This window comes from bacterium (assembly GCA_029210965.1).
Lineage (GTDB): Bacteria > BMS3Abin14 > BMS3Abin14 > BMS3Abin14 > BMS3Abin14 > JALHUC01.
This window is the reverse complement of sequence record JARGFZ010000002.1, coordinates 19,110-44,281: the sequence shown is the minus strand read 5'-3', so window position 1 is coordinate 44,281 and position 25,172 is coordinate 19,110. Positions and strand designations below refer to the sequence as shown.

Annotated in this window: 26 protein-coding genes, 1 tRNA gene and 1 pseudogene; 27 read left to right on the top strand and 1 reads right to left on the bottom strand. The window is 54.3% G+C overall.

Annotation, left to right across the window (positions count from 1 at the left end; translation table 11 throughout):
* Positions 1 to 687: 687 nt before the first annotated feature.
* The 24 genes and pseudogenes from rpmH to P1S59_01510 all read left to right on the top strand — a co-directional run bounded on the left by rpmH (position 688) and on the right by P1S59_01510 (position 20,989).
* On the top strand, positions 688 to 822 hold the full coding sequence (rpmH, locus tag P1S59_01625; protein MDF1524955.1) for a 50S ribosomal protein L34: 135 nt from the start codon (positions 688 to 690) through the stop codon (positions 820 to 822).
* Positions 819 to 1,196: a ribonuclease P protein component gene (gene rnpA, locus P1S59_01620; protein MDF1524954.1), complete on the top strand. Its 378-nt coding sequence runs from the start codon at positions 819 to 821 to the stop codon at positions 1,194 to 1,196. The genes rpmH and rnpA overlap by 4 nt, the downstream gene beginning before the upstream one ends.
* Positions 1,193 to 1,414: pseudogene (gene yidD, locus P1S59_01615) on the top strand (membrane protein insertion efficiency factor YidD). Before rnpA ends, yidD begins: the two are co-directional and overlap by 4 nt.
* Positions 1,415 to 1,506: 92 nt before the next feature.
* Positions 1,507 to 3,210, top strand: a complete 1,704-nt coding sequence (gene yidC / locus P1S59_01610) for a membrane protein insertase YidC (protein ID MDF1524953.1) — start codon at positions 1,507 to 1,509, stop codon at positions 3,208 to 3,210.
* 110 nt (positions 3,211 to 3,320) lie between these two features.
* On the top strand, positions 3,321 to 4,733 hold the full coding sequence (gene mnmE / locus P1S59_01605; GenBank protein MDF1524952.1) for a tRNA uridine-5-carboxymethylaminomethyl(34) synthesis GTPase MnmE: 1,413 nt from the start codon (positions 3,321 to 3,323) through the stop codon (positions 4,731 to 4,733).
* Positions 4,734 to 4,975: 242 nt separating this feature from the next.
* On the top strand, positions 4,976 to 6,907 hold the full coding sequence (gene mnmG, locus P1S59_01600) for a tRNA uridine-5-carboxymethylaminomethyl(34) synthesis enzyme MnmG (GenBank protein ID MDF1524951.1): 1,932 nt from the start codon (positions 4,976 to 4,978) through the stop codon (positions 6,905 to 6,907).
* 264 nt (positions 6,908 to 7,171) lie between these two features.
* Positions 7,172 to 7,840 carry a 16S rRNA (guanine(527)-N(7))-methyltransferase RsmG gene (rsmG, locus tag P1S59_01595; protein ID MDF1524950.1) on the top strand — a complete coding sequence of 223 codons (669 nt, stop codon included), beginning with the start codon at positions 7,172 to 7,174 and terminating at the stop codon, positions 7,838 to 7,840.
* 525 nt (positions 7,841 to 8,365) lie between these two features.
* Positions 8,366 to 9,133: an AAA family ATPase gene (locus P1S59_01590; GenBank protein ID MDF1524949.1), complete on the top strand. Its 768-nt coding sequence runs from the start codon at positions 8,366 to 8,368 to the stop codon at positions 9,131 to 9,133.
* A gap of 102 nt (positions 9,134 to 9,235) precedes the next feature.
* A complete protein-coding gene (locus P1S59_01585) occupies positions 9,236 to 10,102 on the top strand; it encodes a ParB/RepB/Spo0J family partition protein (GenBank protein MDF1524948.1) in 867 nt (288 codons plus the stop codon).
* Between the two features lie 112 nt (positions 10,103 to 10,214).
* Positions 10,215 to 10,658 carry a polymer-forming cytoskeletal protein gene (locus P1S59_01580; GenBank protein MDF1524947.1) on the top strand — a complete coding sequence of 148 codons (444 nt, stop codon included), beginning with the start codon at positions 10,215 to 10,217 and terminating at the stop codon, positions 10,656 to 10,658.
* A gap of 57 nt (positions 10,659 to 10,715) precedes the next feature.
* Positions 10,716 to 11,093, top strand: coding sequence for an ATP synthase subunit I (locus P1S59_01575; GenBank protein MDF1524946.1), 378 nt, complete (start codon positions 10,716 to 10,718; stop codon positions 11,091 to 11,093).
* Between the two features lie 10 nt (positions 11,094 to 11,103).
* Entirely contained in the window at positions 11,104 to 11,766 is a 663-nt protein-coding gene (gene atpB / locus P1S59_01570; GenBank protein ID MDF1524945.1) for a F0F1 ATP synthase subunit A, read from the top strand.
* A gap of 10 nt (positions 11,767 to 11,776) precedes the next feature.
* The gene (locus P1S59_01565; protein ID MDF1524944.1) at positions 11,777 to 12,523 is read left to right on the top strand and encodes an ATP synthase F0 subunit C; all 747 of its coding nucleotides are present in this window, start codon (positions 11,777 to 11,779) and stop codon (positions 12,521 to 12,523) included.
* Positions 12,524 to 12,766: 243 nt separating this feature from the next.
* Positions 12,767 to 13,024: an ATP synthase F0 subunit C gene (gene atpE / locus P1S59_01560; protein MDF1524943.1), complete on the top strand. Its 258-nt coding sequence runs from the start codon at positions 12,767 to 12,769 to the stop codon at positions 13,022 to 13,024.
* Between the two features lie 123 nt (positions 13,025 to 13,147).
* The gene (locus P1S59_01555) at positions 13,148 to 13,573 is read left to right on the top strand and encodes a hypothetical protein (GenBank protein ID MDF1524942.1); all 426 of its coding nucleotides are present in this window, start codon (positions 13,148 to 13,150) and stop codon (positions 13,571 to 13,573) included.
* 8 nt (positions 13,574 to 13,581) lie between these two features.
* A complete protein-coding gene (locus tag P1S59_01550; protein ID MDF1524941.1) occupies positions 13,582 to 14,175 on the top strand; it encodes an ATP synthase F0 subunit B in 594 nt (197 codons plus the stop codon).
* A complete protein-coding gene (atpH, locus tag P1S59_01545) occupies positions 14,172 to 14,717 on the top strand; it encodes an ATP synthase F1 subunit delta (protein ID MDF1524940.1) in 546 nt (181 codons plus the stop codon). The genes P1S59_01550 and atpH overlap by 4 nt, the downstream gene beginning before the upstream one ends.
* 6 nt (positions 14,718 to 14,723) lie before the next feature.
* Entirely contained in the window at positions 14,724 to 16,241 is a 1,518-nt protein-coding gene (gene atpA / locus P1S59_01540; GenBank protein MDF1524939.1) for a F0F1 ATP synthase subunit alpha, read from the top strand.
* Between the two features lie 62 nt (positions 16,242 to 16,303).
* Positions 16,304 to 17,161, top strand: a complete 858-nt coding sequence (atpG, locus tag P1S59_01535; protein MDF1524938.1) for an ATP synthase F1 subunit gamma — start codon at positions 16,304 to 16,306, stop codon at positions 17,159 to 17,161.
* A 79-nt stretch (positions 17,162 to 17,240) separates the two neighbouring features.
* Complete coding sequence (atpD, locus tag P1S59_01530; protein MDF1524937.1) at positions 17,241 to 18,656, top strand: F0F1 ATP synthase subunit beta; 1,416 nt, start codon at positions 17,241 to 17,243, stop codon at positions 18,654 to 18,656.
* Positions 18,657 to 18,669: 13 nt separating this feature from the next.
* On the top strand, positions 18,670 to 19,086 hold the full coding sequence (locus tag P1S59_01525) for a F0F1 ATP synthase subunit epsilon (GenBank protein ID MDF1524936.1): 417 nt from the start codon (positions 18,670 to 18,672) through the stop codon (positions 19,084 to 19,086).
* Positions 19,087 to 19,301: 215 nt separating this feature from the next.
* Positions 19,302 to 19,378: transfer RNA gene (locus P1S59_01520), tRNA-Pro, on the top strand.
* Positions 19,379 to 19,952: 574 nt separating this feature from the next.
* On the top strand, positions 19,953 to 20,216 hold the full coding sequence (locus tag P1S59_01515) for a hypothetical protein (protein MDF1524935.1): 264 nt from the start codon (positions 19,953 to 19,955) through the stop codon (positions 20,214 to 20,216).
* Positions 20,213 to 20,989 (top strand): purine-nucleoside phosphorylase, encoded by a 777-nt coding sequence (locus tag P1S59_01510; GenBank protein MDF1524934.1) that lies wholly within the window; start codon positions 20,213 to 20,215, stop codon positions 20,987 to 20,989. The genes P1S59_01515 and P1S59_01510 overlap by 4 nt, the downstream gene beginning before the upstream one ends.
* Here the strand turns inward: P1S59_01510 and P1S59_01505 are convergent.
* Entirely contained in the window at positions 20,967 to 21,533 is a 567-nt protein-coding gene (locus P1S59_01505) for a biotin transporter BioY (protein MDF1524933.1), read from the bottom strand. The two genes, P1S59_01510 and P1S59_01505, sit on opposite strands and share 23 nt — an antisense overlap.
* Positions 21,534 to 21,718: 185 nt before the next feature.
* Between P1S59_01505 and coaE the strand changes: the two genes are divergently transcribed.
* From coaE to rho, 3 genes are all read left to right on the top strand, one after another.
* Positions 21,719 to 22,318, top strand: coding sequence for a dephospho-CoA kinase (gene coaE / locus P1S59_01500; protein ID MDF1524932.1), 600 nt, complete (start codon positions 21,719 to 21,721; stop codon positions 22,316 to 22,318).
* 110 nt (positions 22,319 to 22,428) lie between these two features.
* Positions 22,429 to 23,409, top strand: a complete 981-nt coding sequence (locus P1S59_01495; GenBank protein ID MDF1524931.1) for a sensor domain-containing diguanylate cyclase — start codon at positions 22,429 to 22,431, stop codon at positions 23,407 to 23,409.
* A 366-nt stretch (positions 23,410 to 23,775) separates the two neighbouring features.
* Complete coding sequence (gene rho / locus P1S59_01490) at positions 23,776 to 25,029, top strand: transcription termination factor Rho (protein ID MDF1524930.1); 1,254 nt, start codon at positions 23,776 to 23,778, stop codon at positions 25,027 to 25,029.
* The last annotated feature ends 143 nt before the right edge of the window (positions 25,030 to 25,172 follow it).

The following is a 25,172-nucleotide window of genomic DNA, read 5'->3' as shown; positions in this document are numbered from 1 at the left end:
GTGGATGGCCCCGCGGCAGCTATTTACTCACAGCCTATTCCACAGGTGTGGAAAAGCCTATAAGTTGTTTAAAAACATGGGCTTACATCGTTATTTACCAGTATTTTAGCCTCGATTTGCCAACGCTGTAGATTTGTGGAAACAGATCAGAAAAATGTCATCTTAACAAAAACTTAACTGGCTCTTTCTGGCGTGGAGAGGCTGCTTTTTGAATAGCCCCATATGCTTCCGCATGTTGTCTTTGTGTTGGCGTTTTTGATCAGACTGTTTTCCCCCCGGAAAGACAAGCTTGTGATATATCAGAAGGCTGCGTTGGGAGGCAAGGGAAAAGGAGCGGTGAACCGAGAATCGTTATCCGTTATCCGTGATCCGTGATCCGAAATCAGCATATTCTGCGTGCTACATTCTACGTTCTAGGTTCTGGGTTCTGGGTTCTGAATCCAGGAACTGTGGCCATTGAAGTAAATAAAAAGCTATTCCCTTGTACTGTTGTACGTTCTTTGTTATATAGGCACGTTCCACACTTTTTTTGCGCCTAAAAGACCCATGGGCTCTAGACCCTTGCTGGCCGGCGTGTTGGTGTTCGCGGTCCTGGTCGATGGGGCAGTGAGATTAAGATAAACCAATGAAGTAAGAAATTTTTCCCCCGGTATCGTAATAAGGGGATTTGGACCAGGAGGAACAGCTTTGAAGAGAACCTATCAACCAAGCAATATTTCCAGAAAGAGGACCCACGGGTTCAGGCTCCGCATGAAGACCAAGGGCGGACGGTTGATCCTGAAAAGAAGGCGCGCCAAGGGAAGAAAACGGCTGACCGTTTGATCCTGAAACCCCTGGATTTCACCTTTCCCCGCTCCTTACGTGTTCGTTCACGTACAAACTATCTGAAGATACAGCGCTCAGGGCAGAAAATGGGGGGGCGCTATCTCGTCCTTCTTTCTATGGACAATGAGCTGCCAGCTTCCCGTTTCGGGATAACGGTGTCACGGAAAACAGGGAACGCTGTAACCCGCAACCGGATCAAAAGGCGCATCAGGGAGCTTCAAAGGTTCAATCGCGACAGCGTTGTTCCCGGTAAGGATATCGTGGTCATAGCGACCCGGAAAGCCTCTGAGGCAACTTTCGAGAGAATGAAGATGGAGTATATAGACCTTATTAAGAGGGCGGGCCTGAGCAGAGGGTCATCGGATCAATGAAAACTATCATGCTTGCGGCAGTCAGGTTTTACCGTAGCTGGATCTCTCCTGTGCTGCCCGGTTCGTGCAGATTTGTTCCCACCTGCTCCGCATTTGCCCAACTGGCCCTTGAACGACACGGCGCCTGGAAGGGAACCCTCCTGACAGCTGAACGCCTGTTGAAATGTCACCCGTTTCATCCCGGTGGGGTTGATCCGGTACCGGAACGAAAAGAAAATCTCACATTTCAAATTACAAATTCCAAAATAACCGGGTCTGATTCGGAATCCGGAATGCGGAATATGGAATTAAATACAGAGGAACAATTGTAATGGATGATCAGGGAAAAAGACTCATTCTCGCACTGGCAATCTCTTTCGCCTTCCTGTTTGTATATCAGCGCTACATAGTTCCACCCGCACCAATAGCGGTGGAGGAAGCGACCCGACAAGCGGCACCTGCCTCTATTGAAAAAATAGCTCCGGTTCCGGCTGGCGAGGCCGGTCCTTACGAACCACTTCAGCCTATTGTCGCGACGAACGAAAAAATCATTAACATATCGACACCCCTGTACCTGGCCCGCCTCACCAACAGGGGCGGGGCGATAAGCAGCTTCAAGCTTGTTCGTTACAGGCAGGACATTAACGACCCGGACACCTTTGTCGAGATGGTGCGCGTTGTTCAAGAGGGTGGTCTTCAGCCCATGGCCGCTGAGTTCGTAGCCGCTGGAGGTCCCCTTGGGTTTTCACAGGCCCTTTTCCAGGTTGAAGGAGCAGACCTGAACCTGTCGGCCGGTCAAAGCGATAGGATTATCTTCAGATATCGAACAGCGGAAGGGCTGGAGATGGTCAAAACTCTGACCTTTTACGCAGATACGTATGATGTCGAGTGCGCTGTGACACTGCACAACCGCTCCGAGCAGACCTTGAGGGGACGGACGACACTCATGTGGGCACCGGGCCTGGAACCGCCTGTGGGAGGCGAAAAGAGTTCCATGTTCAGCGCCTCGCGTTACGGTTATCAGGGCGCGCTGTACTATGAGGGGAGTGGCAGGCCTGACAAGATAAAGGGGAAAAGCCTGGAGGGGCAAAAGAACATTGAAGGGCCCTTCACCTGGATCGCTTCGGAGGACATGTATTTTGTGGCAGCGCTCATGCCTGCCAATGAGGCCATGGGTGCCCTTGCGCGAAAAGGGGCTGGCGACAGGGTCGAGATCGGGCTTTTTGAGCAGGTTCAATTGCCTCCAGGCTCGGCATCTACCATGAATGCAGCGGCTTACATCGGACCTAAGGAGATGAAATCCCTTCGGACCGTATCTGAATCCCTCATCAAAACGATCGAGCTGGGCATATTCGGATTTATAGCAAAGCCCCTTCTGGACGGCCTCAATTTCTTTCATAAATATGTGGGGAATTATGGCTTTTCTATTATTATCCTGAGTGCTTTGATCAAGATTGTTTTCATTCCTTTTTCCACCATCAGCCACCGCTCCATGAAGAAGATGTCCGGGCTTCAGCCCAAGATCAATGCCCTTAAAGACAAGTACAAGAAGGACAAGGACAAGCTCAACCAGGAGATCATGAAGCTCTACCAGGAGAACAAGGTAAACCCGGCCAGCGGGTGCCTGCCTATCGTGGTGCAGATCCCTGTTTTCTTTGCCCTGTATCGTGCCCTCCTGGGGGCCATTGAGCTGAGGCATACTCCCTTTTTCTTCTGGATCGCCGACCTTTCGGCTAAAGACCCTCTTTACATCACCCCCATCTTCATGGGCGCCACCATGGTTCTCCAGCAGAGGATGACACCTGTAACAGGAGATCCGAGGCAGGCCAAGCTCATGATGTTCATGCCTGTCGTGTTCACCGCTCTGTTCCTGAGCTTTCCCGCCGGCCTGGTCGTTTACTGGACCGTCAACAACGTCCTCACCATCGCCCACCAGTACTGGATGAACAGGAGCATGAAGCTGGAAGAGGCCGCTGTGATAGCAGTGGCAGAGCTCGAAGAGCCCAAGAAGGGGAAGGGGAAGAAGAAAAAGTAAGAACCGTCTCGTGGGTGCGTGTTTGCGTGGAGCGTAAGTGCGAACGATCGCATTTACTCACAAACGCACGAACGCATTCACGCGGATGTCAGCCACGGAGGAATGAGCCGATGAAAGATGATCCGGGAATAAAAGAGATCACATCATCGGCTCATGACGTTCATGATACCGTGACTGCCATCTCCACCCCTCCCGGTCCTGGTGGTATCGGCATGGTGCGTATCACCGGTCCGGATGCCATAGGGGTGGGGAGGAGGATCTTCACTCATCCGGGTGCTGGCTCCCCTCTGGACCCCGAACCAAAAAAGGCCGTTGTTGGCCACGTTCACTACCCCGGCTTTCCCGAAGAACCTATCGACCAGGCAGTGTGGTTATTCTTTAAAGGCCCCAACTCCTTTACCGGTGAAGATACTGTAGAGATCACAGCCCACGGAGGCCCCCTTATCATGGGGAACCTTCTGGAGGCGGCAACACTGGCCGGTGCGCGGCTTGCTGAGCCTGGCGAATTTACCAGGAGAGCGTTTTACAACGGTCGCATCGACCTTTCCCAGGCCGAGGCGGTAGCTTCCCTCATCTTTGCGTCTACCGAAGAGGCACTCCGGGTTATGCAGCGACAGGTGGCCGGTGCCATGGGAAAGGAGGCCCAGCAGTTGCGGGAAGGCCTCCTGGAAGTAAAGGTCCTGCTGGAATCGGCCATCGATTTTCCGGAGGATGTAGATGACATCCAGCCCGGTATCCTTGTCCCTCCCATCAATGTCATCATGGAAAGGGTAGAAGGGCTTCTGGATACCGCCAGGGAGGGTATAGCCATGGCCGAGGGGCTCAAGGTAGTAATTGCAGGAGCTCCCAATGTAGGCAAGTCCAGTCTATTAAACGCACTCCTTCAGCAGGACAGGGCAATAGTTCATGAGGCGGCCGGGACCACGAGGGATTTCATCGAAGGACGTGTCAGCGTCAAAGGAATTCCAATGGTCGTGGTGGACACAGCCGGGATCAGGGGTGAGGCGGACCTCCTGGAAAGGGAAGGCATCACCAGAACAAAAAACCTGATGAAAGGGGCAGATCTGCTCCTTGTGGTCATAGACGGGTCCAGACCAATGAGCTCCGACGAACAGCAGCTTCTCCAGGAGACGACCCACACCCGCAGGGTGGTTGCTGTGAATAAATGCGATCTTTCCCGTCACCCGGAGCTTGAAGAACCTCAGGGAGCCGTAAATATCTCAGCTGTCACTGGCGAGGGTATCGATGCGCTGAAAGAGGCGATCCACGATACCTGCACCGGCGGCGGACAGGCCCTCAATGAAGTGGATGGCGTGGTCACCTCCCTTCGGCAGGCAGAAGCCCTGAAGAAGGTCCGTGAAGGGTGTAGCCGCCTCATGGAGGGGATCAGAGAGTCCCGGGAACCGGAACTGCTTGCCGTGGACCTACAGGAGGCGCTCCTTGGAGTGGGCGAACTGACGGGGGAGCTCACGGTGGATGAGGTGCTGGATGAGATTTTTTCCCGATTCTGTATTGGGAAGTAAAGCGAATCTCAGATCTCAGATCTCAAATCTCAGAAAAAACATAAAGAACTTCAAAATCCATTGATATTCAGGTGAAGAAACATTAAATAGAACGCTCCGCATGGTGTTCAGCGAATGTTTCACGTGGAACATTATTCGAAAGCAAGGTGGATTACTGAGGCTGAAATGAAGAAATGTTGTGATATACAGGGTCAGACAGCATTTTATAAGCAAAAATCCAATGTCCCTTTGAGATTTGAGATATGAAATCTGAGATTATACCTGATCCCCCCCGTTACCAGGACTCCACCCGTTACGATGTCATCGTGATAGGAGCTGGTCACGCAGGGTGTGAAGCGGCGTGGGCAAGTGCCCGTATGGGCATGACAACCCTGCTGCTCACCATCTCCATTGACCAGATAGCCCACATGTCCTGCAACCCGGCTGTTGGCGGGCTGGCAAAGGGACACCTGGTTCGAGAGATCGACGCCCTTGGGGGCCTCATGGCCATGGCCATCGATGCCACCGGTATTCAATACAGGATACTCAATACGAAAAAGGGCCCGGCAGTTAGATCCTCCAGAGCCCAGGCCGATATGTACGGGTATAAAACCTGGGTCCGGGAGCGCCTTGAAGCTCAGGAGGGGCTGCATATTAAACAGGGCATGGTGGAAGGTTTCCTGATGGAAGAGGGGAAGGGTGTACGCCGGATCGGAGGTGTCTACACCCATGCCGGTGAGGAGTTTCTATCCAGCACGGTGGTGGTGGCATCGGGCACTTTTCTTAACGGCCTGATCCATATTGGCATGACGCAATATCCGGCCGGGAGGGCAGGGGAGTTTCCCTCCACCGACCTGTCCAGCGCTCTCGGGGCTCTGGATCTCAAGATGGGAAGGCTCAAAACAGGCACGACTCCAAGGTTAGACGCAAAAACCATAGACTTTGACCGCTGCCAGGCGCAGTACGGTGATGAAGTTCCCCAACCCTTTTCCTTCAAAACCAGAGGGATCCATCGCCCCCAGGTCCCGTGCTGGATCACAAGGACAAACCAGGCCACTCACGATGCCATCCGGGGCGGGCTCGACAGGTCTCCTCTTTACAAAGGTGTCATCAAAGGGGTGGGGCCCAGGTACTGCCCCAGCATTGAGGACAAGATCGTTCGTTTCCCCGACAAGACAGGACACCAGGTCTTTCTCGAGCCCGAAGGGCTTCAAACCAGGGAATATTACCCTAACGGTGTTTCCACAAGCCTGCCCATTGACGTTCAAGTCAAGATGCTGCGCACGATCCAGGGTCTTGAAGAGGTCCAGATCATGCGGCCGGGCTATGCTATAGAGTACGACTTTGTCAACCCGACACAGCTGGGGCCGGACCTCATGGTCAAGGCGGTCCATGGACTTTACCTGGCCGGACAGATCAACGGCACTTCAGGCTACGAGGAAGCAGCGGCACAGGGCCTGCTTGCGGGCATTAACGCAGCCCTCAAGGTGAAGGGAGAGCCGTCCCTCACCCTCGGCAGGGATGAGGCCTACATGGGAGTCCTTGTGGATGACCTGATAACGAAGGGTGTCACTGAACCTTACAGGCTGTTCACCTCACGGGCTGAATACCGACTTATCCTCCGTGAAGACAACGCAGACCTTAGGCTCATGGAAAAGGGATACATGGCCGGTCTCATTACCGAGGAGGAGATCGGGCAGCTTCGAGAGAAGGTTAGAGTGATAGAGAGTGGCCTTGAGGCGGTCAGAAACCACAGGGTTACTGTAAGCCTGGCAGGAGGACCGCCAAAAGGAACCTCCCTCACCCAGGTCCTGAAGCAGCCTGAGATCTCCTACGAGGACCTTGAAAGCCTTGACCTGGGGTTTTCCCCCATACGCGAAGAAAAGGCTGCAAGACAGGTGGAGATTCAGATCAAGTACGAAGGATACATTGCCAGGCAGACGGCCATGGTGGGGAAAATGGCGCGACTGGAATCCATGGCCATACCGGAAGATCTTGACTATGCATCTCTGCGCTCTCTCTCAAGGGAGGTGCGCGACCGCTTTGAGGATGTTCGCCCAGTCAGCCTCGGACAGGCCTCCCGGATACCGGGGATCACCCCGGCGGCTGTGTCGGCGTTAATGATCTATATCAATGGCAGGACGCAGGACGCAGCACGCAGCACGCAGGAAGGAAAGGAAAAACCTGCAGGCTAATAGTTGATGGACTCGCAAAAAGTCCATCAATGCGCCCCCGCGCGGGGCGCCCAAATCAATGACTCGCACTGTAAGTTATTGATTTGTAAGGAAAGGAAAAACGACGCTTTTTCCTTTCCGTGGAGCGAAAAGTCCCGGATTGGACTTTTTGCGACTCTATCAATAGTTAAAAACATGGAATTCATTTACACAATCACGCTCCACGCGCAAATATAATCTTCACGCATTCACGCTCTACGCAATCACGAGGTAGACAAACAACCGATGGATAAGGCCTCCTTCATATCCCAGATGAGCAACGGTGTGACTGCTATGGGCATTCAAGTATCAGATGAGGCCCTCGTCAGGTTGTTTGTCTTCTACACCGAGCTGGAGCGTTGGAACCGCAAGGTCAACCTGGTATCTCGCCGCCCCCACGACTGGATCAGCATACATTTCCTGGATTCCCTGGCACCTCTGGCCCTCGGTTTGCTGGGGAAGGGTGGCCGGGTGGTGGACCTGGGGGCCGGAGCAGGGTTCCCGGGGGTGCCCCTTAAAATCGCACGGGAAAGTATTTCCCTGTGCATGGCGGAAGCTTCCGGTAAGAAGTGTACCTGGTTAAAGCATCTTATAAGAGCGCTGGATGTCAGCGAGGCGCAGGTGCTGGAGGGGCGCTTTGAGGAGTTGATTAATAGTGGGTGGGCTGGATATTTCGACACGGCCGTCAGCAGGGCAGCGGCCAAGCCCTGGAAGATGCTGGACCTTGCCCGTCCTTTCCTTGCCCCCGGTGGACGCCTGCTGGTATACACAACCGAAGCGTTGGCGGATGAGGGGCTGGGAAGGATACACCCATATCAGGTACCGGGATCAAAAGTGCCATCAGTAATTTGGGAAATTACAATCCAGCCCAAAGCCCAAAGCCCAAAGCCCAAAGCCCAAAAACTTAAGGCTTAAGGCTTAAGGCTTAAAGAAACCGAAGCACTGGAAAAGGTTTTTATCAGGCAATTCTTTGGCCTTTGGACCTTGGTCTTTGGACCTGAGCCCACAAAGGGGGCGAACGTTTCACGTGAAACATTCGCCCACTTCGTGACCTAAGGTTCCGAGTTTCAGTCTTTTGGGATGATTTTTCTCTGGACTCTGGACTTTTCCTTCAGTCTATATTAGTTTTCAGTTCACGATCTGACGATGGGAGCCACAACAGGGCTAAGGACAACCGAAAAAACTTCCGAGACCAGATAAATTATCGTAAAACCTTGATATATAAGGATATAATGAGCACAAAAACCCTTGTCGCCATCTATTTGCTAACCAAACTCCTCCTTCTGGCCGTATTTTTCACTCGTCTGGAAGGGAAACGATTAATAAGGCGGCACGTACGTCCGTAAGGCGTGCATCCGTAAGAATAAATCTCGAAGGGCATTTCTTTGATGATCTACGCACACACGCATTCACGCACACACGCAATCACGGGATGCTCCCTTGGCTAAAATCATCACCGTTGCGAACCAGAAGGGCGGCGTAGGGAAAACCACAACAGCGGTGAACCTTGCGGCTTCTCTGGCGGCTGCTGAAAGAAAGACCCTCTTGGTGGATCTTGATCCCCAGGCTAACTCTTCCAGTGGGTTGGGTGTCAGAGCTGGGGATCTCGAGGACTCCATCTACCAGGTGCTGATCTCCAACGTGCCCATAAAAGAGGTCATCAGAACAACCGGGATGGAATTTTTGGACTTAGTGCCTTCTCACGTGAGCCTCATCGGGGCGGAAATTGAACTGGTTTCCACCCTTTCCAGAGAAACGATCCTGACAAGGGCGCTGGGAGCGTTAAAGGAGCCTTACGAATACATTCTTATCGACTGTCCGCCATCCCTGGGACTTTTGACCCTGAACGCCCTTACTGCTGCTGACAGTGTGCTGGTGCCCCTCCAGTGTGAGTATTATGCTCTGGAGGGTCTCTCAAGCCTTTTGGCCACGATCAAGCTCGTAAGAGGGGCGTTGAACCCACAGCTGGAGTTGGAGGGGATCCTTCTGACCATGTTCGATCCCCGGAACAACCTTTCCCACCAGGTGGCAAAAGAGGCCAGGAATTATTTTCCTGGAAAGGTATTTAACACCGCGATTCCCAGAAACGTCAAACTGAGCGAAGCTCCAAGTTACGGGAAGCCAGCGATCCTTTACGATATCAATTCCCCGGGTTCGCAGAGCTATCTGGCCCTGGCTCAGGAGATGTTGAACGGAAAAAGAAATTGATCTCAAATCTCAAAATTGACCACTACCGACAACTTCTCCGGTACCTGGGCTCTGAGATTTGAGATCTGAGACCTGAGATCTGAGATAACCAGGAGATCATTGATGGCCACTGAACGTAAACGACAGGCTCTCGGAAAGGGTTTAGGCGCTCTTATCCCCGGGGGTGGTGAGGCCCCACTTCAGGGAGAGCTTCTCCTGGTTGCTACCCAGGAAGTATTTCCCAACCCTGAACAGCCAAGGGTCCGGTTTGAGGAGACCGCTCTTCAGGAACTGGCTGCCTCCATCAGGGAGCAGGGAGTGCTTCAGCCTCTTCTGGTCAGAAGGGTGCCGGGTGGTTATGAGTTGATCGCCGGAGAGAGAAGACTGAGAGCCTCACGCATAGCCGGCCTGGAGAGGATCCCTGTCCTGTGCCGCCGGATCGAGGATGACCGGAAGCTGGAGCTGGCCCTCATTGAGAATATTCAAAGGGAAAATCTGAACCCCATTGAGGAGGCACAGGCATACCGGGAACTTCAGTCCATCAATAAATACACGCAGGAGGAGATCGCCCGCCGGGTTGGGAAGGACAGGGCTACGGTGGCAAACTCCATCAGGTTGCTCAACCTGCCCGATTTTGTGAAAAATGAATTAGCAGCAAACAGGATTTCCGCCGGTCACGCCCGGGCTCTCATGCCCCTCAAGGACGAAAAGGCAATGAGGCCCATACTGGCCCGTATTCTGGGGGAAGGGTTGTCCGTCAGAGAGGTTGAGCGCGGCGTGGCGAAGCTGATCTCAGGCACCAGGGAGCGCAAGACTATCGCAGGCCGGGATACCCCCGAGTCAAAGGATCTTGAGAACCGTTTGACCAGAAAACTTGGGTGCCGCGTCCGGATTCACAGCTCTGGCAAAGGCGGCCGCCTTGAAATCAGATATACTGACCTTAACGAACTTAACGCTGTTGCTGATAAAATACTGAAAAGCGACAGCTGATAGGCTCCCATAATGGCTCAAAGAGGCGTTGTGGGGGGGCTATCAAAACCCAAAACGGAAAGCTATCAGCAGATAGCTGATTAACAGAAACCTGAAGCCGGAGGTTGTTACCATGATTAAGAAAGAACCGACGGTCGCGCGCGGTGAGATAAAGGCATTTTTAGGTGAGGGAACAGATTTCAAAGGCATCCTCACCTTTGAGGGCACCGTGCGCGTCGATGGCCAGCTGGAAGGAGAGGTCTATACCAAGGATACTCTCATTGTTGGCGAGAGCGCTGTTGTAGCCGCTGAGATCAATGTCCATACCATTGTCATATCGGGCATCGTCAGGGGCAATATCAACGCGACAGGGAAGATCGAGGTGCACCGCCCTGGTAAGCTGTTTGGTAATGTGAAAACCCCCAGCCTTTTCATTGAAGAGGGGGTTATTTTCGAAGGCAACTGCGCCATGGCCTACGACGCTTCTGGAGAGAAAAAGGTCTCGCCAATCGTTGTTCAGCATGACGCGGAAGGGCAGGAAGCGGAAGATAGAAAAGCTGCGGCAAAAACCGATTGATGAATTCTTCGGATTGCAGTATATTCCAAACCCGTTTCCGGCTGACCAGGTGAACCGGTGAGTTCATTTGACAAATATGTGCGCCGGGTTTTCTTTGGCACCCTGTCCCTGATCCTCCTATTTGCAGGCATCTTCCTTTTTGTGGAACGAATGCCGTGGGCCCGGGGAGTGGTTCTGGGCGGAGCGGCCAGCCTGGTGAACCTTGTCATTATGGCAGGTGATGTACGCAAGCAGGGGGTTGTGATAGAAAGCAAGAGCTTTCGATCAGCCTACGGGCGATATGCCTTGAGAATGTCGCTCCTGGCGGGGGTCCTCATTTATTCGGCCACAAATGAAAACATTGCCCTTTGGGCTACAATTCCAGCCCTCTTCGCATCGCAGTTTGCCATGACCTGCGGGGAGTTGCTGGCAGGCAGAGAGCAGGGAACAACGTAACATGGGAGACATGACCACCATACCGACCTATTCTTTTGAGCTGTTGGGAACGATGTTCACGGTCAACTATGTCACTGTATTCAATACGTGGATCATCATGGGGGTCCTCATTTTCCTGGCCCTCCTGGTCAGAAGCAGGCTCACTGAAACGCCGGGACCCCTGCAGCGTGTCACCGAGCTTTATATTTCAGCCATGGATAATATGACCAAGGAAACCCTGGAGACGACAAGCAGGGCCTATTTCCCCCTTGTCGCCACCATGTTCATTTTCCTCATCCTTTGCAACTGGTGGGGCATCATCCCGGGGTTTGATGAGCCAACGAAAGATCTGAATACGCCCCTCAGTCTTGGGATAATGGGGTTTTTCCTCACCCATACGGCAGCTATAAGGGCAAAAGGGATCGGACCCTATCTCAAGGAATACGGTGAGCCGTTCATTTTTATGGCGCCCCTGAACATGATCGGGGAGCTGGCAAAGGTTGTTTCCATCTCCTTCCGTCTTTTCGGGAACATCATGGGAGGGGCCATCATCATTTCGGTTGTCTCCTATCTGGTATACAGCATAGCTTTACCGCCGTTCCTTTACGTCTTCTTCGGTCTGTTCGTGGGTACTGTGCAGGCTTTCGTTTTTACTATGCTGACGATTACCTATATCGCAGTGGCCACCAATTAGGAGCGTTGGATTGGATCCAGTTGCCGTTTCCCTGATCGTTAAAGCCATGTACGCCCTGGGTGCGGCCTTTGCCGTCGGGTTCGGTGCCGTAGGCCCCGGGATCGGGATGGGCATGGGCGCGGCATCGGCTGTGGAGGGCATGGGCAGACAGCCGGGCACCTCTTCGGATCTTTTCAGGATCATGCTCATTGGTCAGGGCGCCACCTCCACACCGCCGACTTTCGCTCTCGTCGTGGCAATATTGCTGATTTTCGGTACCGGGGAGGGAACAGCTCTGATTCAGGGCTTTGCCGGCCTTGGCGCCGGGATCTCTATCGGTGCGGCATCCTTTGCCTCCGGTATCGGCAGCGCCCTCCCGGCTGCTCAGGCCTGTGAGGCTATCGCCAGGCAGCCCCACCTCCGCAGGCCCTTTACGACCCTTATGCTCATCGGCCAGGCGATAAGCCAGACACCCCTGATCTTCGCCCTTCTTGTATCCTTCATGCTCATATTCTCGGTATCCCCGAACCCGGACGCCGGATTGGTGGATTATATGACGGTTCTGTCGGCGGGCATCTGTATGGGTTTCGGTGCCATGGGCCCGTCTGTGGGGTCGGGCATGGCAGGAGAGTCAGCTATTCTGGGCATCAGATATCATCGCGCACCTGAGCAGGCTGTGGGCCTGCTGACCCGCGTCATGCTGCTGGGGCAGGCTGTGGCCCAGTCCACAAGTATTTACGCCCTGGTTATCGCGCTGGTGCTGTTGATGTTGGTTTAAGATCGGAGTTTGAGGTTTGGTGTTTGAAGTTTGATGGACTCGCAAAAAGTCATCAATGCGCCCCGCGCGGGGCGCCCAAATCAATGACTCTCACTGTAAGTCAGTGATTTGTAAGGAAAGGGAAAACGACGCTTTTCCCTTTCCGTGGAGCGAAAAGTCCCGGATTGGACTTTTTGCGACTTTATCAAGTTTATGGTTTGGACTTTGGAATCTGAAATTCGAATTAACATAAGGAGGTAACAAATGGACGGTATTACTGGAGCTGAACTCATTCGGGCCGCGGCTCTGCTTGGCGCGGGCGTGTCCATGGGGTTTGGAGCGATCGGGCCGGGAATCGGTGAGGGTTTTGCCGCCGGCAAAGCGTGCGAGGCCATCGGAAGGAACCCCGACCAGGCCGGGCTGCTGACCAGGACCATGCTCGTCGGTCAGGCTGTTTCCGAATCCACAGGTATTTATGCTCTTGTCATCGCCCTGCTTCTTATCTTCGTGGTTAAGGGATAATCCTTTACTAAGGGGCAGCCGGGGAAAACTGTTGACACAAAAGAACCGTTTTATTAATTTGAGTGGCGCTTTGCCAAAAGAGCCGCTTGAAAACACTTTGGAAACAAGGAGGCGGAGGCCAACTTGATATCTGTCAACTTTACTTTACTGGTACAACTTGCCAACTTCCTGATTTTGTTGGTTATTCTTAATTTTCTGCTGTTCAAGCCGGTCCTGCGGATCCTTGACGAAAGGGAGAAAATCGTCAGGGAGTCCACGGAATTGAAGGCGAAGTTTGGAAAGCTCTCTGAAGAGAGCATTGGGGAATACGAGGGAAAACTGCTGTCTGCCAAACAGGAGGCCATGGCAATCAGGGCCAAGGAGCGCACTGAGGCCATGGTGGCCTTTCGAAAGGCGATCCAGGAGACCAAGTTGACAGGGGCCGAGAAGCTGGAGGCAGCCCGGGGAGAGCTTGCAGCCCAGGCGGAAAGCTCCCGGGTAACCCTCATGGCTGACGCGAAGCTTCTTGCCGCTGATATTGCGGCCAACCTGGTGGGGAGGAAGCTGTGAAGGTATCCATGAGATCTGTCATCGGGACCTTAACCGGAAACCTCATCCGCATTATACCCCTGCTGATCCTCCCTGCCATCGCGCTGGCCTCGGGATCAGAGGGCGGCGAGGCCGGTTCCGGCCGCGCCTTGTGGGACCTGGCGCTGCGCATTATCAACTTCGCGGTTCTCGTGGGAGTCCTGTTTTATTTCGCTCGCAAACCTATCGTAAGCGCCATAAGGAACAGCATCGAATCGGTCAGGACCCTGTTGAAAGAGGCAGAGGAGTCCCGCAAGGCCTCCGAGGCCCGTATGAAAGAGGCTGACGACAAGTTGGCTGGTGTGGATAAGGAGATCAGCGATCTTCTGTCAGCCGCACGCAGGGAGGGCGAGGTGGAACGGGAACGGATCCTGTCCGAGGCGTCCAATGCCCTTGACAAGCTCAAAGGTGAGGCTGTCATTGCTATTGAGCAAGAGCTTAAAAAAGCCCAGGACGTCCTCAGGCGAGAGGCGGCAGATGCTGCCGTTGCCCTGGCCCGGGAGATGATCAGCAGGAACATCACTCCCGAGGATCAGGCCAGGTTCGTCACCGAATATCTCGAAAAACTGGAGGCTAACCAGTGATAGGAATAGTCCTGGCAAGACGCTACGCCAAGGCGGTCATCGACCTGGCCCAGGAGGCCGGCATCCTGAAGGAAGTAGGTCAGGATCTGGACCGGATAGCCGGCCTGTTCGCTGAGAGCCATGAACTGGTCAATGTTTTTGCTGACCCGACAATCGCATCCGGGGCCAAGGAGAAGGTCCTGTCCGAGGTGCTGAAAAAGGGCGGCGTTCAGGAACTGACCATGAAGTTCATCCACGTTGTTCTCCAGAAAGGCAGGATCCTGGGTGTGGGCGAGATCGCCCGTTCCTACAGGGACCTTTCGGACCATCTGGAAAACAGAATTCGGGCTCGGGTCGTTACCGCTGCCCGCTTGGACGACAATGAGAAGAGCAGAATGAAAGATGCACTGTCAAAGATCTCGGGAAAGGACGTGGTTCTTGAGGTCGAGGTAGACGAAAGCCTCCTCGGGGGTGTTGTTGCCTATATGGGCAGCCAGGTCTATGACGGCAGCATCAAAAACCAGTTAACGCAATTAAAGGACAATCTCAGCAAGGGGAGATAGGTCGCGATGCAGATTAGAGCTGAAGAGATCACCGAGATAATTAAAAAACAGATAGAGGGTTTCGAAAAGACCATTGATGTCAAGGAAACGGGCATTGTGTTGTCCACAGGCGATGGTATCGCCCGTGTTCACGGTCTTGAGAACGCCATGGCCGGAGAGCTTGTGGAGCTGCCGGGCGAGGTTTTCGGAATGATCCTCAACCTCGAAGAGGACAATGTGGGTATCGTTCTTCTGGGTGAGTACCAGCTCATCAAGGAAGGGGATATCGTCAAGCGCACCGGGCGCATCGTTGAGGTGCCCGTGGGCAAAGGGCTGCTTGGCCGGGTGGTTAACGCTCTGGGCCAGCCCATTGACGGGAAGGGCCCCATCGAGTCGGAAGGTACCCGCCTGGTGGAGGTCATCGCTCCCGGCATCGTGAAGAGACAGCCTGTTAAGGAGCCCCTTCAGACGGGACTTAAATCTGTGGACTCCATGATACCCATTGGCCGCGGTCAGCGGGAGCTTATCATCGGCGACCGCCAGACCGGGAAAACGGCTGTGGCTATCGACACGATCATCAACCAGCAGCACGCAGACGATCCCGTTATCTGTATCTACGTCGCTGTGGGGCAGAAGGAGTCTACTGTTGCCAGGGTGGTCAGGGACCTCGAGGAAAACGGGGCCATGGAATACACCATCGTTGTCAGCGCATCCGCCAGCAACCCGGCTCCCCTGCTCTTCCTTGCGCCTTTCGCAGGGTGCGCCATGGGCGAGCACTTCCGGGACAACGGCCAGCACGCCCTGGTGGTTTACGATGACCTTTCAAAGCACGCTGCAGCTTACAGGCAGCTTTCCCTTCTCCTCAGGCGCCCACCGGGACGCGAAGCTTATCCTGGAGACGTTTTCTATCTTCATTCGAGGCTTCTCGAGCGCGCCGCCAAGTTGAGTGACGCCGAGGGGGGTGGTTCCCTGACGGCCCTGCCTATCATCGAAACCCAGGCAGGCGACGTCTCGGCCTATATCCCCACCAACGTGATCTCCATCACCGACGGGCAGATCTTTCTGGAGTCGGATCTGTTTTATTCAGGTATACGGCCCGCCATCAACGTAGGCATTTCGGTTTCCAGGGTCGGTGGGTCCGCCCAGGTCAGGGCTATGCGACAGGTTGCGGGAAGACTGCGCCTCGAGCTCGCCCAGTTTCGGGAGATGGCAGCTTTCGCCCAGTTCGGATCGGACCTGGACAAGGCTACCCAGATGCAGCTGTCCAGAGGTGAGAGGCTGGTTGAGATCCTCAAGCAGGGCCAGTTCGTGCCCCTGCCGGTGGAGAAGCAGGCCATTCTTATCTACGCGGCCACAAACGGACACCTCGACGACTATCCGGTGGCGGCCCTCGGCAAATACGAAGAAGAGATCTACCACTTCATGGACAACAGGTTCTCGGATCTCGTAAAGGACCTGGCCGAAAAGAAGGAAATTACCGATGAGATCAAAGCCAGCCTCGAGGACGCTCTGGCAGCTTTCAAATCGGAGTTCGTTTACGAATAAGCCTTCCTGGCCCTCGGACCGAAGGGGGATTTAAGGGACTTTAAGGAGAGCAGAGACCTTTTATGGGCACCTTACGGGAGATTAAACGACGCATCACCTCGGTGCAGAACACCGAGCAGATCACCAAAGCCATGAAAATGGTCGCGACTTCGAGACTGCGCAGGGCCCAGGCTGCCATCCTCGCGAACCGCCCCTACGCTCACAAGATGCTTGAGGTGTTGTCGAGCCTCGCACTGAGGACGAACCCTCAGGCCCACCCGTTGCTCCATACCAGGGAGCCTGAAAAGGTGGACCTCATCGTGGTGACCTCCGACAGGGGCCTGTGCGGAGCTTTTAACTCCAACATCATCAGGCAGGCCGAGCGGTTCATGCGGCAGCACCCGGACTGGGAGTTCACCCTCCACCTGGTGGGACGAAAAGCCAACGATTACTTCAAACGACGGGATTACAACATCCGGAAGGTGTCCCTGAACATCCTTTCCGATATATCCTTCCCCCACGCCATTGCTGTGGGAGACGATGTGGTGGAACACTACCTTTCCGGGGAGCTCGATCAGGCCTACATGGTGTACAACGAGTTTAAATCAGCTATGCAGCAGACAGTGATCGTGGAACAGCTCCTGCCCATAAAGCCCATGGAAATTTCCGAGGATTACTACCCGGTGGAGTACACTTTCGAGCCTTCCGAGGACGTACTTCTGGAACAGCTGCTGCCGAGGCACATCAACGTGCAGGTCTACCGTGTCTTCCTCGAATCTGTGGCCAGTGAGCACGGCGCCCGGATGACCGCCATGGAGTCGGCCTCCAGGAACGCCGGGGAAATGATCGAAAAGCTCACCCTCATATACAACAGGACCAGGCAGGCCGCAATCACGACAGAGCTCATCGAGGTTGTCAGCGGCAAGGAAGCGATGAAGTAGACGGTTCGGAGCGAAAGGGTTTCGAAGCGCGGAATCTATAGGGCAAACTACTAAATACCTCATCAAGGGGGACAGTTAATTGAAGAACATCGGCAGAATTACACAGATCATCGGACCAGTTCTCGACATCGAGTTCGAGCCGGGGAAACTTCCCGCCATTTACAACGCCGTCAGGATTCAGGCGGAATCGGGTGGCGTGAAGATCGACCTTATCACCGAGGTCCAGGCTCACCAGGGCAACAACGTGGTAAGGACGGTGGCCATGAGCTCTACCGACGGCCTTATTCGCGGCATGGAGGCCGAGGATACCGGCGGCCCCATCACCATCCCTGTGGGCAGGTCCACCCTGGGCCGCATCATGAACGTCACCGGCGATCCGGTGGATGAGATGGGCCCCATTGAGAGTGATGTGCGCTACCCCATCCACAGGCCGGCTCCCAGCCTGGAGGATCAGAGTACCGAGAACGAGATCCTCGAGACCGGCGTCAAGGTCATTGATCTCATCCAACCCTATGTCAAAGGCGGCAAGATCGGCCTGTTCGGAGGCGCCGGGGTGGGCAAGACCGTTATCATCATGGAGATGATCAACAACATCGCCACCGAGCACGGCGGTTTCTCGGTCTTTTCCGGAGTGGGTGAACGTACCCGTGAAGGCAACGACCTGTGGTTGGAGATGAAGGAGTCCAAGGTCCTCGACAAAACCATCCTCGTCTATGGCCAGATGAACGAGCCTCCCGGGGCGCGTCTGAGGGTTGGGCTTTCAGGCCTCACCGCCGCTGAGTACTTCAGGGACGAAGAAGGCCAGGACGTTCTCCTGTTCGTAGACAACATCTTCCGGTTCACCCAGGCAGGCTCCGAGGTCTCCGCTCTCCTGGGCCGTATCCCCAGTGCCGTGGGTTATCAGCCCACCCTCGCCACCGAGATGGGTGAGATGCAGGAGAGGATCACCTCTACCAGCAAAGGTTCCATCACCTCGGTCCAGGCCATCTACGTCCCTGCCGATGACCTTACCGACCCCGCTCCGGCTACGACCTTCTCGCACCTGGACGCCACAACCGTTCTTTCCAGAAAGATCTCCGAGCTTGGGATCTACCCGGCCGTGGATCCTCTCGACTCCACCTCCAGGATCCTGGATCCCAGGATCGTGGGTGAGGAGCACTACAAAGTCGCCCGAGAGGTCCAGCAGATCCTTCAGCGGTACAATGACCTTCAGGATATCATCGCCATCCTCGGTATGGACGAGCTTTCGGAGGAAGACAGGCTCACCGTGGCCAGGGCCAGGAAGGTCCAGAGGTTCCTGTCTCAGCCCTTCTTCGTGGCCGAACAGTTCACCGGCACCCCCGGCAAGTACGTCAAGCTGGAGGACACGATCCGCGGATTCAAGGAGATCGTTGAGGGCCTGCATGACGAGCTGCCGGAACAGGCGTTCTACATGGTTGGCACCATCGAAGAGGCTATTGAGCAGGGCAAAAAGATGGCCGAATCGGCCGCTTGATCGGAAATAAACTATGGCAGATGTAAGCACAGATAAAATAAGACTGGAGATCGTCACACCTGAAAGGATCGTTGTTTCCGAAGAGGTGGACGAGGTGGTACTGCCCGGGATAGAGGGCGAGTTCGGTGTCCTGCACGGCCACATTCCCTTTCTCACGGCCCTGAAGGTGGGGGTGCTCACCTATAAAAAAGGCAATGCCGAAGAGCATCTGGCCGTTTCGTGGGGATATGTCGAAGTTACAAGTGATAACGTCAAGGTCCTGGCCGAAACAGCTGAAAAGGCCACCGAGATCGACCTGAGCCGGGCCCAGACCGCCCGGGAGGCAGCCGAGAAGATCCTCACCTCAGGCAAGGAAGACACTGAGTACGAGGAGGCCAAGGTGAGACTGGAGAAGGCGATAATACGTGTTCAAGTTGCAGGGAAAAAATAATCGCAGATCCCAGATCTCAAATGATAAGGCGCCCCGTTAAGCGGGGCGTCCTCATGAAGGGCAACTTGAAAAGTGTCTAGTGTCTAGCTTCTAGAGTCTAGAAAAAGCAAAGGGCTTGTAGCGCCAGACACCAGACAACAGAATCCAGACACAGCGTATTATAAACACCGGAAATTTTTGACTTTTATAGTTTGGTGTTTATAATACGCAACTTCCGGGATGTGGCGCAGCTTGGTAGCGCGCATGGTTCGGGACCATGAGGCCGCGAGTTCAAATCTCGCCATCCCGACCAGAAAACAAAGGGTCCGGCTTACTGCCGGACTTTTTTTATGTTTTCTGGTCCAAAGTCCAAAGTCCAAAGTCCAGAGTGTAGAGTGCAGGGTGTAGAGAGGGAATCTAAAACACAGTGTCCGGTGTCTAGGGTCTAGTGTCTGGGAAAATCAAAAAACGTCAACCCGTGTAACAGCCTTCAGCCGATTGCGCTGCGATAAGTTGATTATTCCCGCTTTTAGACAAACTTCGCCTTCCATTCTGCGTGCTGTGTGCTGACTCCTGGCTCCTGGGTACTGGGTACTGGGTACTGGGTACTTCAGCACTTCACTCATTACTTCCGCACTTGCTTCCCTCTCCCTATTCTCATATCCTGACAAGTTGAAAACCCATTCACTTGTGAACAACTTTGGCAGGGTCGCAAAAAGTCCGTTATCGGCTTTTTGCTCCTCGGAAAGTGAAAAGCGCGGTTTTCACTTTCCTCACGGATCAATGGCTTATATCGACAGTCATTGATCCGGGCGCCCCCCTCGGGGCGCGTTGATGACTTTTTGCGAAGTCATCAACTTTTGACAGGGAGAATAAGCTCTTAAGCCATGCTGTATTTCATGACCTTCGGGTTCTTTATAGGATACCTCGTCTTCCTCGGGACGCTGGTATGGTTCTTCATCACCCGCTTCCTGGCCCCGCGCATTGAGGCCAGCCGGGGGGAGGCCATCGTCATCTTCTATTGCGCTATTGTGGTATCATTGATTTTTCTCATACTCGTGAACTACTACACGGGATTTCTCGCCGAGATCTATCATTTCTTCGATGACACCTTTTTTGACGGAGCCTATACGAGGAGACCGCGGTTGTGAACAGGGAAGAGTTGAAAGAACTGCTTTTTGGCGCCGGCGCGGGGGGTGATCCCGGGCCTGAGTGGGGGATGGTACTGGGAAGCGGTTTCGATGTCTGGGTGGATCACCTGTCACCAGGGGAAAAGGTGCCCTTCGGGGATGTTGACGGTGTGCCCCCGGCAACAGCTCCAGGCCACACCGGTTACTTTACGGCTGGCCGGGTGGGTGGAAAACCTGTTGTGGTAGCTGTTGGGCGCCTGCATCTCTACGAGGGGTTTTCGGCGATACAGACAGTGGAACCGGTACGCATAATGGAATCAATGGGAATCACCGGCATGGTGCTGACGACCGCCGTGGGGTCTGTGTATCAGGACCTTGCACCCGGGGACGGGGTTGTGGTCAAGGACCAGCTCAACCTCACAGGAGAGGATCCACACAGGGGGGCTGGACGGTTCCCGGATGTGTCCGGCCTGTACGATCGCCAACATTTAAGGTTTCTGAGGGAACGGGGTTTCAAGCAGGGGGTTCTGGCCGGTGTGAAGGGACCTTCCTATGAAACTCCCGCAGAGGTGAGGGTTCTGGAAACCATGGGAGCAGATATCGTATGCATGTCGACCGTATTAGAGGCCCTTGCCCTGGCTGGCACCAAAGTGCGGTGTGTTGGTGTGGCAGTGGTGGCTAACCGGGCAGGGAGGCAGGGGACGACCCACGACGAGGTGCTTGAAGTGATTGGGGGAGCGGTGGAAAGTTTCTGGCAGCCTGTTTCAGCCCTTATCGGTTCCGGATCTGGTTGAGGGTTCTTCCAACAGGTCCGATGAACCACGCGGAAAGGAATATCTTGAGAATGTCCCCTGGCAAAAAAGGAACCATTCCCATCATAAGAAGGGCCTGGGCGCTGACCTTTTTCCCTTGTACCAGGTACAGGTTCAGTCCCAGCCAGGGAACCCCCACCAGATAGACAACCCCGGCTCCAATGGTTACGGCAAGCAGCTTTCGGCCCATACTCCGGCTTTGAACACCCTCCGGGGCCTTGAGGATCAACCCAACGGCCATGGCGCTTACAGGAAAGGAAAGCAGAAACCCGAAGGTGGGGGAGAAAATGTATTGCGGCCCTCCTCCCCCTGTGAAAAGCGGCAGCCCGATGAGCCCGAGTATGATGTAGGAACCCATGGCGACAGCCCCGAGCCAGGGTCCCAGCAGGGCTCCTGAAAGGAAAACAAAGAGGGTCTGAAGGCTTATGGGTACCGGACCCACAGGAATTCTCAGATACGCCCCGGCCGTGGTCAGGGCCACAGTTAAAGAAATAAGCACGATGTTCCTTGTTCTGGACTGGTGCATCCGATTCCCCTGATAAGATTGCAAAGAGGTGGTCTGGTAATCTAGTATAGATATGTCATGGAGTCCAGAAGGAAAAATATTGTGAAGTGGAAAGCTGAAAGTGGAAATTGGAAAGGTTCTTCTGAGGCCTTGCCTCCCCCTTCCTCCTTCCTCCTTCCCCATTCTGACGGGCCAAAGGCTTTTCAATGCCCGTGATCGCGATCACAGGCGGTATCGGTTCCGGCAAGTCGACGGTCCGGCAGATGTTCGAGGAGATGGGGGCCTTTGGCATCGATGCTGACGAACTTGCCAGGCAAGTTGTCACGCCGGGGTCCGAGGGAGCACGGCTTCTGGAAGAGGAGTTCGGTTCAGAGTTTTTTGACAGTGAAGGCCGTCTTCGCCGCAGGCAGATGGCGCAGAAAGTCTTTGACGACCCCCAGGCACGATCCACCCTGGAGGCGATCCTCCACCCTTTGATCAGGGCTGCCGAAAAAGAACTTGTTGATCGTATTTGCCGCCAAAATGCGGAAGCTGTGGTGGTGGTGGAGATCCCCCTTCTTGCAGAGGGGGGGCGCTCCAGGGACTACAGTGGAGTTGTGCTGGTCACTGCGCCGGATCAGGTGCGAATTTCAAGGCTCGTTGATTCCGGCAGATACAGCAGTGATGAGGCGGTATCCCGCATGGCCAGCCAGGCTGGCCATGCGGCCAGGGAAAATATAGCCACCTGGATCGTAAATAATGCAGGGGAGCGGGATCTCACCGCCGGGCAGGTAAGGAAGATCTACAAGGCAATAACGGGCAAATAGAACCTCGTGTCACCTGTTTCTGGTATAATTGAGTTCAGGGACTTGGACTTGCCGGAGACGCCCACCTGGCTTCCGGCGAACTTTCTCATATTCGGGAAAGGAGGCGGGCCGTGGATTCACAAAGCGAACTGGACCTGATCCGGGCTATCCTCGAAAAGGTGAACACCACCTCCAACAGCGAGAAGACCCTGGGTTTCGCACTCCAGGGGATTCAGGACTCATTTAAATGTCTGGCAGCTGCCATCATCCTGGTGGACGCCCGGGCCGAGTCCTTCAAAGTTGTGACGGCAAGGGGGTGGGGTTACGAATTTCTGAAAAAATTCCATACCAGCCCCTTCCAGGGCCTGGTGAAGGAAATGGCGACCCACTGGGAACCTATCCTGATTGCAAGAAATGACAGCAGAAAAAACACGGACGGATATATCTTTCAGCATGACTTCAATACTCTTTTAGCGCTTCCCCTTTCTATCAGGGGCAAGCCGGCGGGCCTTTTCTATCTTTCCTGGGGTGAAGAGGTCGTGGTCGATGAAGAATTGCGTAAGAGGCTGACCGACATGGCCAGGCTTTGCACCTTGATCCTGGATCACGGAAGCCTGGACGACAAGGTCTTTTCCATGACCAACATCGACCCCCTTACAGGACTGTTCAGTTTCAAGTTCTGGCATGAGGAGCTCCACAGGGAGATCATGCGCGCCGAAAAACTGAAATCCTGCGTTGCCATGATGATGATAAACCTCAACCGGTTCAAAGAGTTCAATACCATGTACGGACACGTCAAGGGGGATGATCTCCTGGTGGAGGTTTCCGAGGCCATCAACAGCCAGTTGGGCAAGCTGGATGTCCCCTGCCGAGTGGGGGCCAAGTGGTATGTTCTCCTGGTCGGTGATGATGAGCAAGCCGCGAAAAGCCTGGCAGAGCGGATCATCAAGTCTTTCGGAATCCTGTCATCAGGGGGAAGTTCGGACCTCAACCTGAGCATCGGTCTTTCCGTTTATCGTGCAGGGGAGGAGGAAAAAACGCTTATTGAGAGAGTGGAGGGTGCCTTGCTGGAGGCACGAAGGATGGGCGCCAACTCCTGTCAAATCAGATAATCGGCGGGGAGATGTTCCCATCGCAGTGTGAATATAGTAATATCGCAAGCTGTTTAAGCCGCAATAAGGGGTTGACAACGCTAGCCCTTGACGTTAAGTACATATAATCATCTGCCGCAAAGGAACCTGCGGCCAACACCCGGCCAATGAAAGGTATTCCGTAAAATTCCCGAGGTTATCTGCGATATCCCGTCCTGAAACGGTTGCCCTGGAAAAACCTGGAAATAGCCCTCATGTTAATCACCCGGAAATACCAAAGCATTTACCTGCCCGAACAACACCGTAAATAATCCGGTGGATGCTTGATTTTTTATCGGCTTTGGGAGAGGCCGTAACAAACAGGGAGCACAAGGAGCTAAGGATAATATGGATCTGACTGAACTAAAGGAAATGTCCATCGGTGAGCTGACCAAACTGGCTACCAAGGAGTTCAAGATCGAGGGTGTCAGCGGTATGCGCAAGCAGGATCTGATCTTCGCCATGCTGCAGGCCCAGGCCGAGAAGAACAAATCGATCTACGGAAGCGGGGTCCTGGAGATCCTCCCGGACGGATTCGGATTTTTGCGGTCACCGGACTCCAACTACCTGCCCGGACCGGACGATATCTACGTCTCACCATCCCAGATCAGGCGTTTCGTCATGCGCACGGGGGATACTGTTACTGGCGAGATACGTCCGCCCAAAGAGGGCGAGCGGTATTTTGCTCTCCTCAAGGTGGAGGGTCTCAACTTTGAGTCCCCCGAGGCAGCCAAAGACAAGATCCTGTTCGACAACCTGACACCTCTTCATCCTGACGAGAGGATCCACCTGGAGCCCAAGGATCCGAGAAATTTTTCCATGCGCATCATGGATCTCATAACGCCTATAGGCAAGGGACAGCGCGGTCTCATCGTTGCCCCGCCCAGGACCGGCAAAACGATGCTCCTGCAGAGCATCGCCAACAGCATCAGCGAGAACCATCCTGAAATCTTCCTGATCGTTCTTCTCATCGATGAGCGGCCGGAGGAGGTTACCGATATGCTCAGATCGGTGAACGGTGAAGTGGTCTCCTCCACCTTTGACGAACCGGCCACGCGCCATGTGCAGGTTTCGGAGATGGTCATAGAAAAGGCCAAGCGCCTGGTAGAGCATGGAAAGGACGTTGTTGTACTCCTGGACAGCATAACCCGCCTCGCCCGAGCCTATAACACAGTTCAGCCTCCCAGCGGAAAGGTCCTTTCAGGCGGCGTGGATTCCAACGCCCTGCATCGGCCCAAGCGGTTCTTCGGAGCTGCAAGGAACATAGAAGAAGGGGGCAGCCTGACGATCATCGCAACGGCACTTGTTGACACGGGGAGCCGAATGGACGAGGTGATCTTTGAGGAGTTCAAGGGAACCGGGAACATGGAGCTTCACCTGGACCGCAGGCCGGTGGAAAAGCGGATATATCCCGCCATCGACGTCAGCAAATCCGGAACCCGGAAAGAGGAGCATATTGTTTCTGAAGAAGAGCTCAACCGCATCTGGATCCTGCACAAGGTTCTCGCTTCCATGAGCGTTGTGGACAGCCTTGAATTCCTGCTGGATAAGCTCAATGGGACCAAGAATAACCAGGAATTCTTTGACATGATGAGTGAATAACGGCCATGGGCCGTTATTCACAGTTCCAGGTTCCGAGTTCCAAGTTCCAAGTTTTAAAAAAGCAGACTCTGGCTTTGCATCTGAACCCTTCTCGGCGCCCTGGAAACATCACAGAAGCCGTCATTCGAATTTGCCATAAGCAT

Excerpts from the sequence above, each read along its gene's own strand:
- P1S59_01550 (MDF1524941.1), top strand. The coding sequence starts at position 13,582 with ATGAGATCTGTCATCGGGACCTTAACCGGAAACCTCATCCGCATTATA.
- rsmG (MDF1524950.1), top strand. The coding sequence starts at position 7,172 with ATGGATAAGGCCTCCTTCATATCCCAGATGAGCAACGGTGTGACTGCT.
- P1S59_01525 (MDF1524936.1), top strand. The coding sequence starts at position 18,670 with ATGGCAGATGTAAGCACAGATAAAATAAGACTGGAGATCGTCACACCT.
- P1S59_01580 (MDF1524947.1), top strand. The coding sequence starts at position 10,215 with ATGATTAAGAAAGAACCGACGGTCGCGCGCGGTGAGATAAAGGCATTT.
- yidC (MDF1524953.1), top strand. The coding sequence starts at position 1,507 with ATGGATGATCAGGGAAAAAGACTCATTCTCGCACTGGCAATCTCTTTC.
- P1S59_01505 (MDF1524933.1), bottom strand. The coding sequence starts at position 21,533 with ATGCACCAGTCCAGAACAAGGAACATCGTGCTTATTTCTTTAACTGTG.
- atpG (MDF1524938.1), top strand. The coding sequence starts at position 16,304 with ATGGGCACCTTACGGGAGATTAAACGACGCATCACCTCGGTGCAGAAC.
- P1S59_01515 (MDF1524935.1), top strand. The coding sequence starts at position 19,953 with ATGCTGTATTTCATGACCTTCGGGTTCTTTATAGGATACCTCGTCTTC.
- P1S59_01585 (MDF1524948.1), top strand. The coding sequence starts at position 9,236 with ATGGCCACTGAACGTAAACGACAGGCTCTCGGAAAGGGTTTAGGCGCT.
- atpA (MDF1524939.1), top strand. The coding sequence starts at position 14,724 with ATGCAGATTAGAGCTGAAGAGATCACCGAGATAATTAAAAAACAGATA.
- rho (MDF1524930.1), top strand. The coding sequence starts at position 23,776 with ATGGATCTGACTGAACTAAAGGAAATGTCCATCGGTGAGCTGACCAAA.
- atpE (MDF1524943.1), top strand. The coding sequence starts at position 12,767 with ATGGACGGTATTACTGGAGCTGAACTCATTCGGGCCGCGGCTCTGCTT.
- mnmE (MDF1524952.1), top strand. The coding sequence starts at position 3,321 with ATGAAAGATGATCCGGGAATAAAAGAGATCACATCATCGGCTCATGAC.
- mnmG (MDF1524951.1), top strand. The coding sequence starts at position 4,976 with ATGAAATCTGAGATTATACCTGATCCCCCCCGTTACCAGGACTCCACC.
- coaE (MDF1524932.1), top strand. The coding sequence starts at position 21,719 with ATGCCCGTGATCGCGATCACAGGCGGTATCGGTTCCGGCAAGTCGACG.
- atpB (MDF1524945.1), top strand. The coding sequence starts at position 11,104 with ATGACCACCATACCGACCTATTCTTTTGAGCTGTTGGGAACGATGTTC.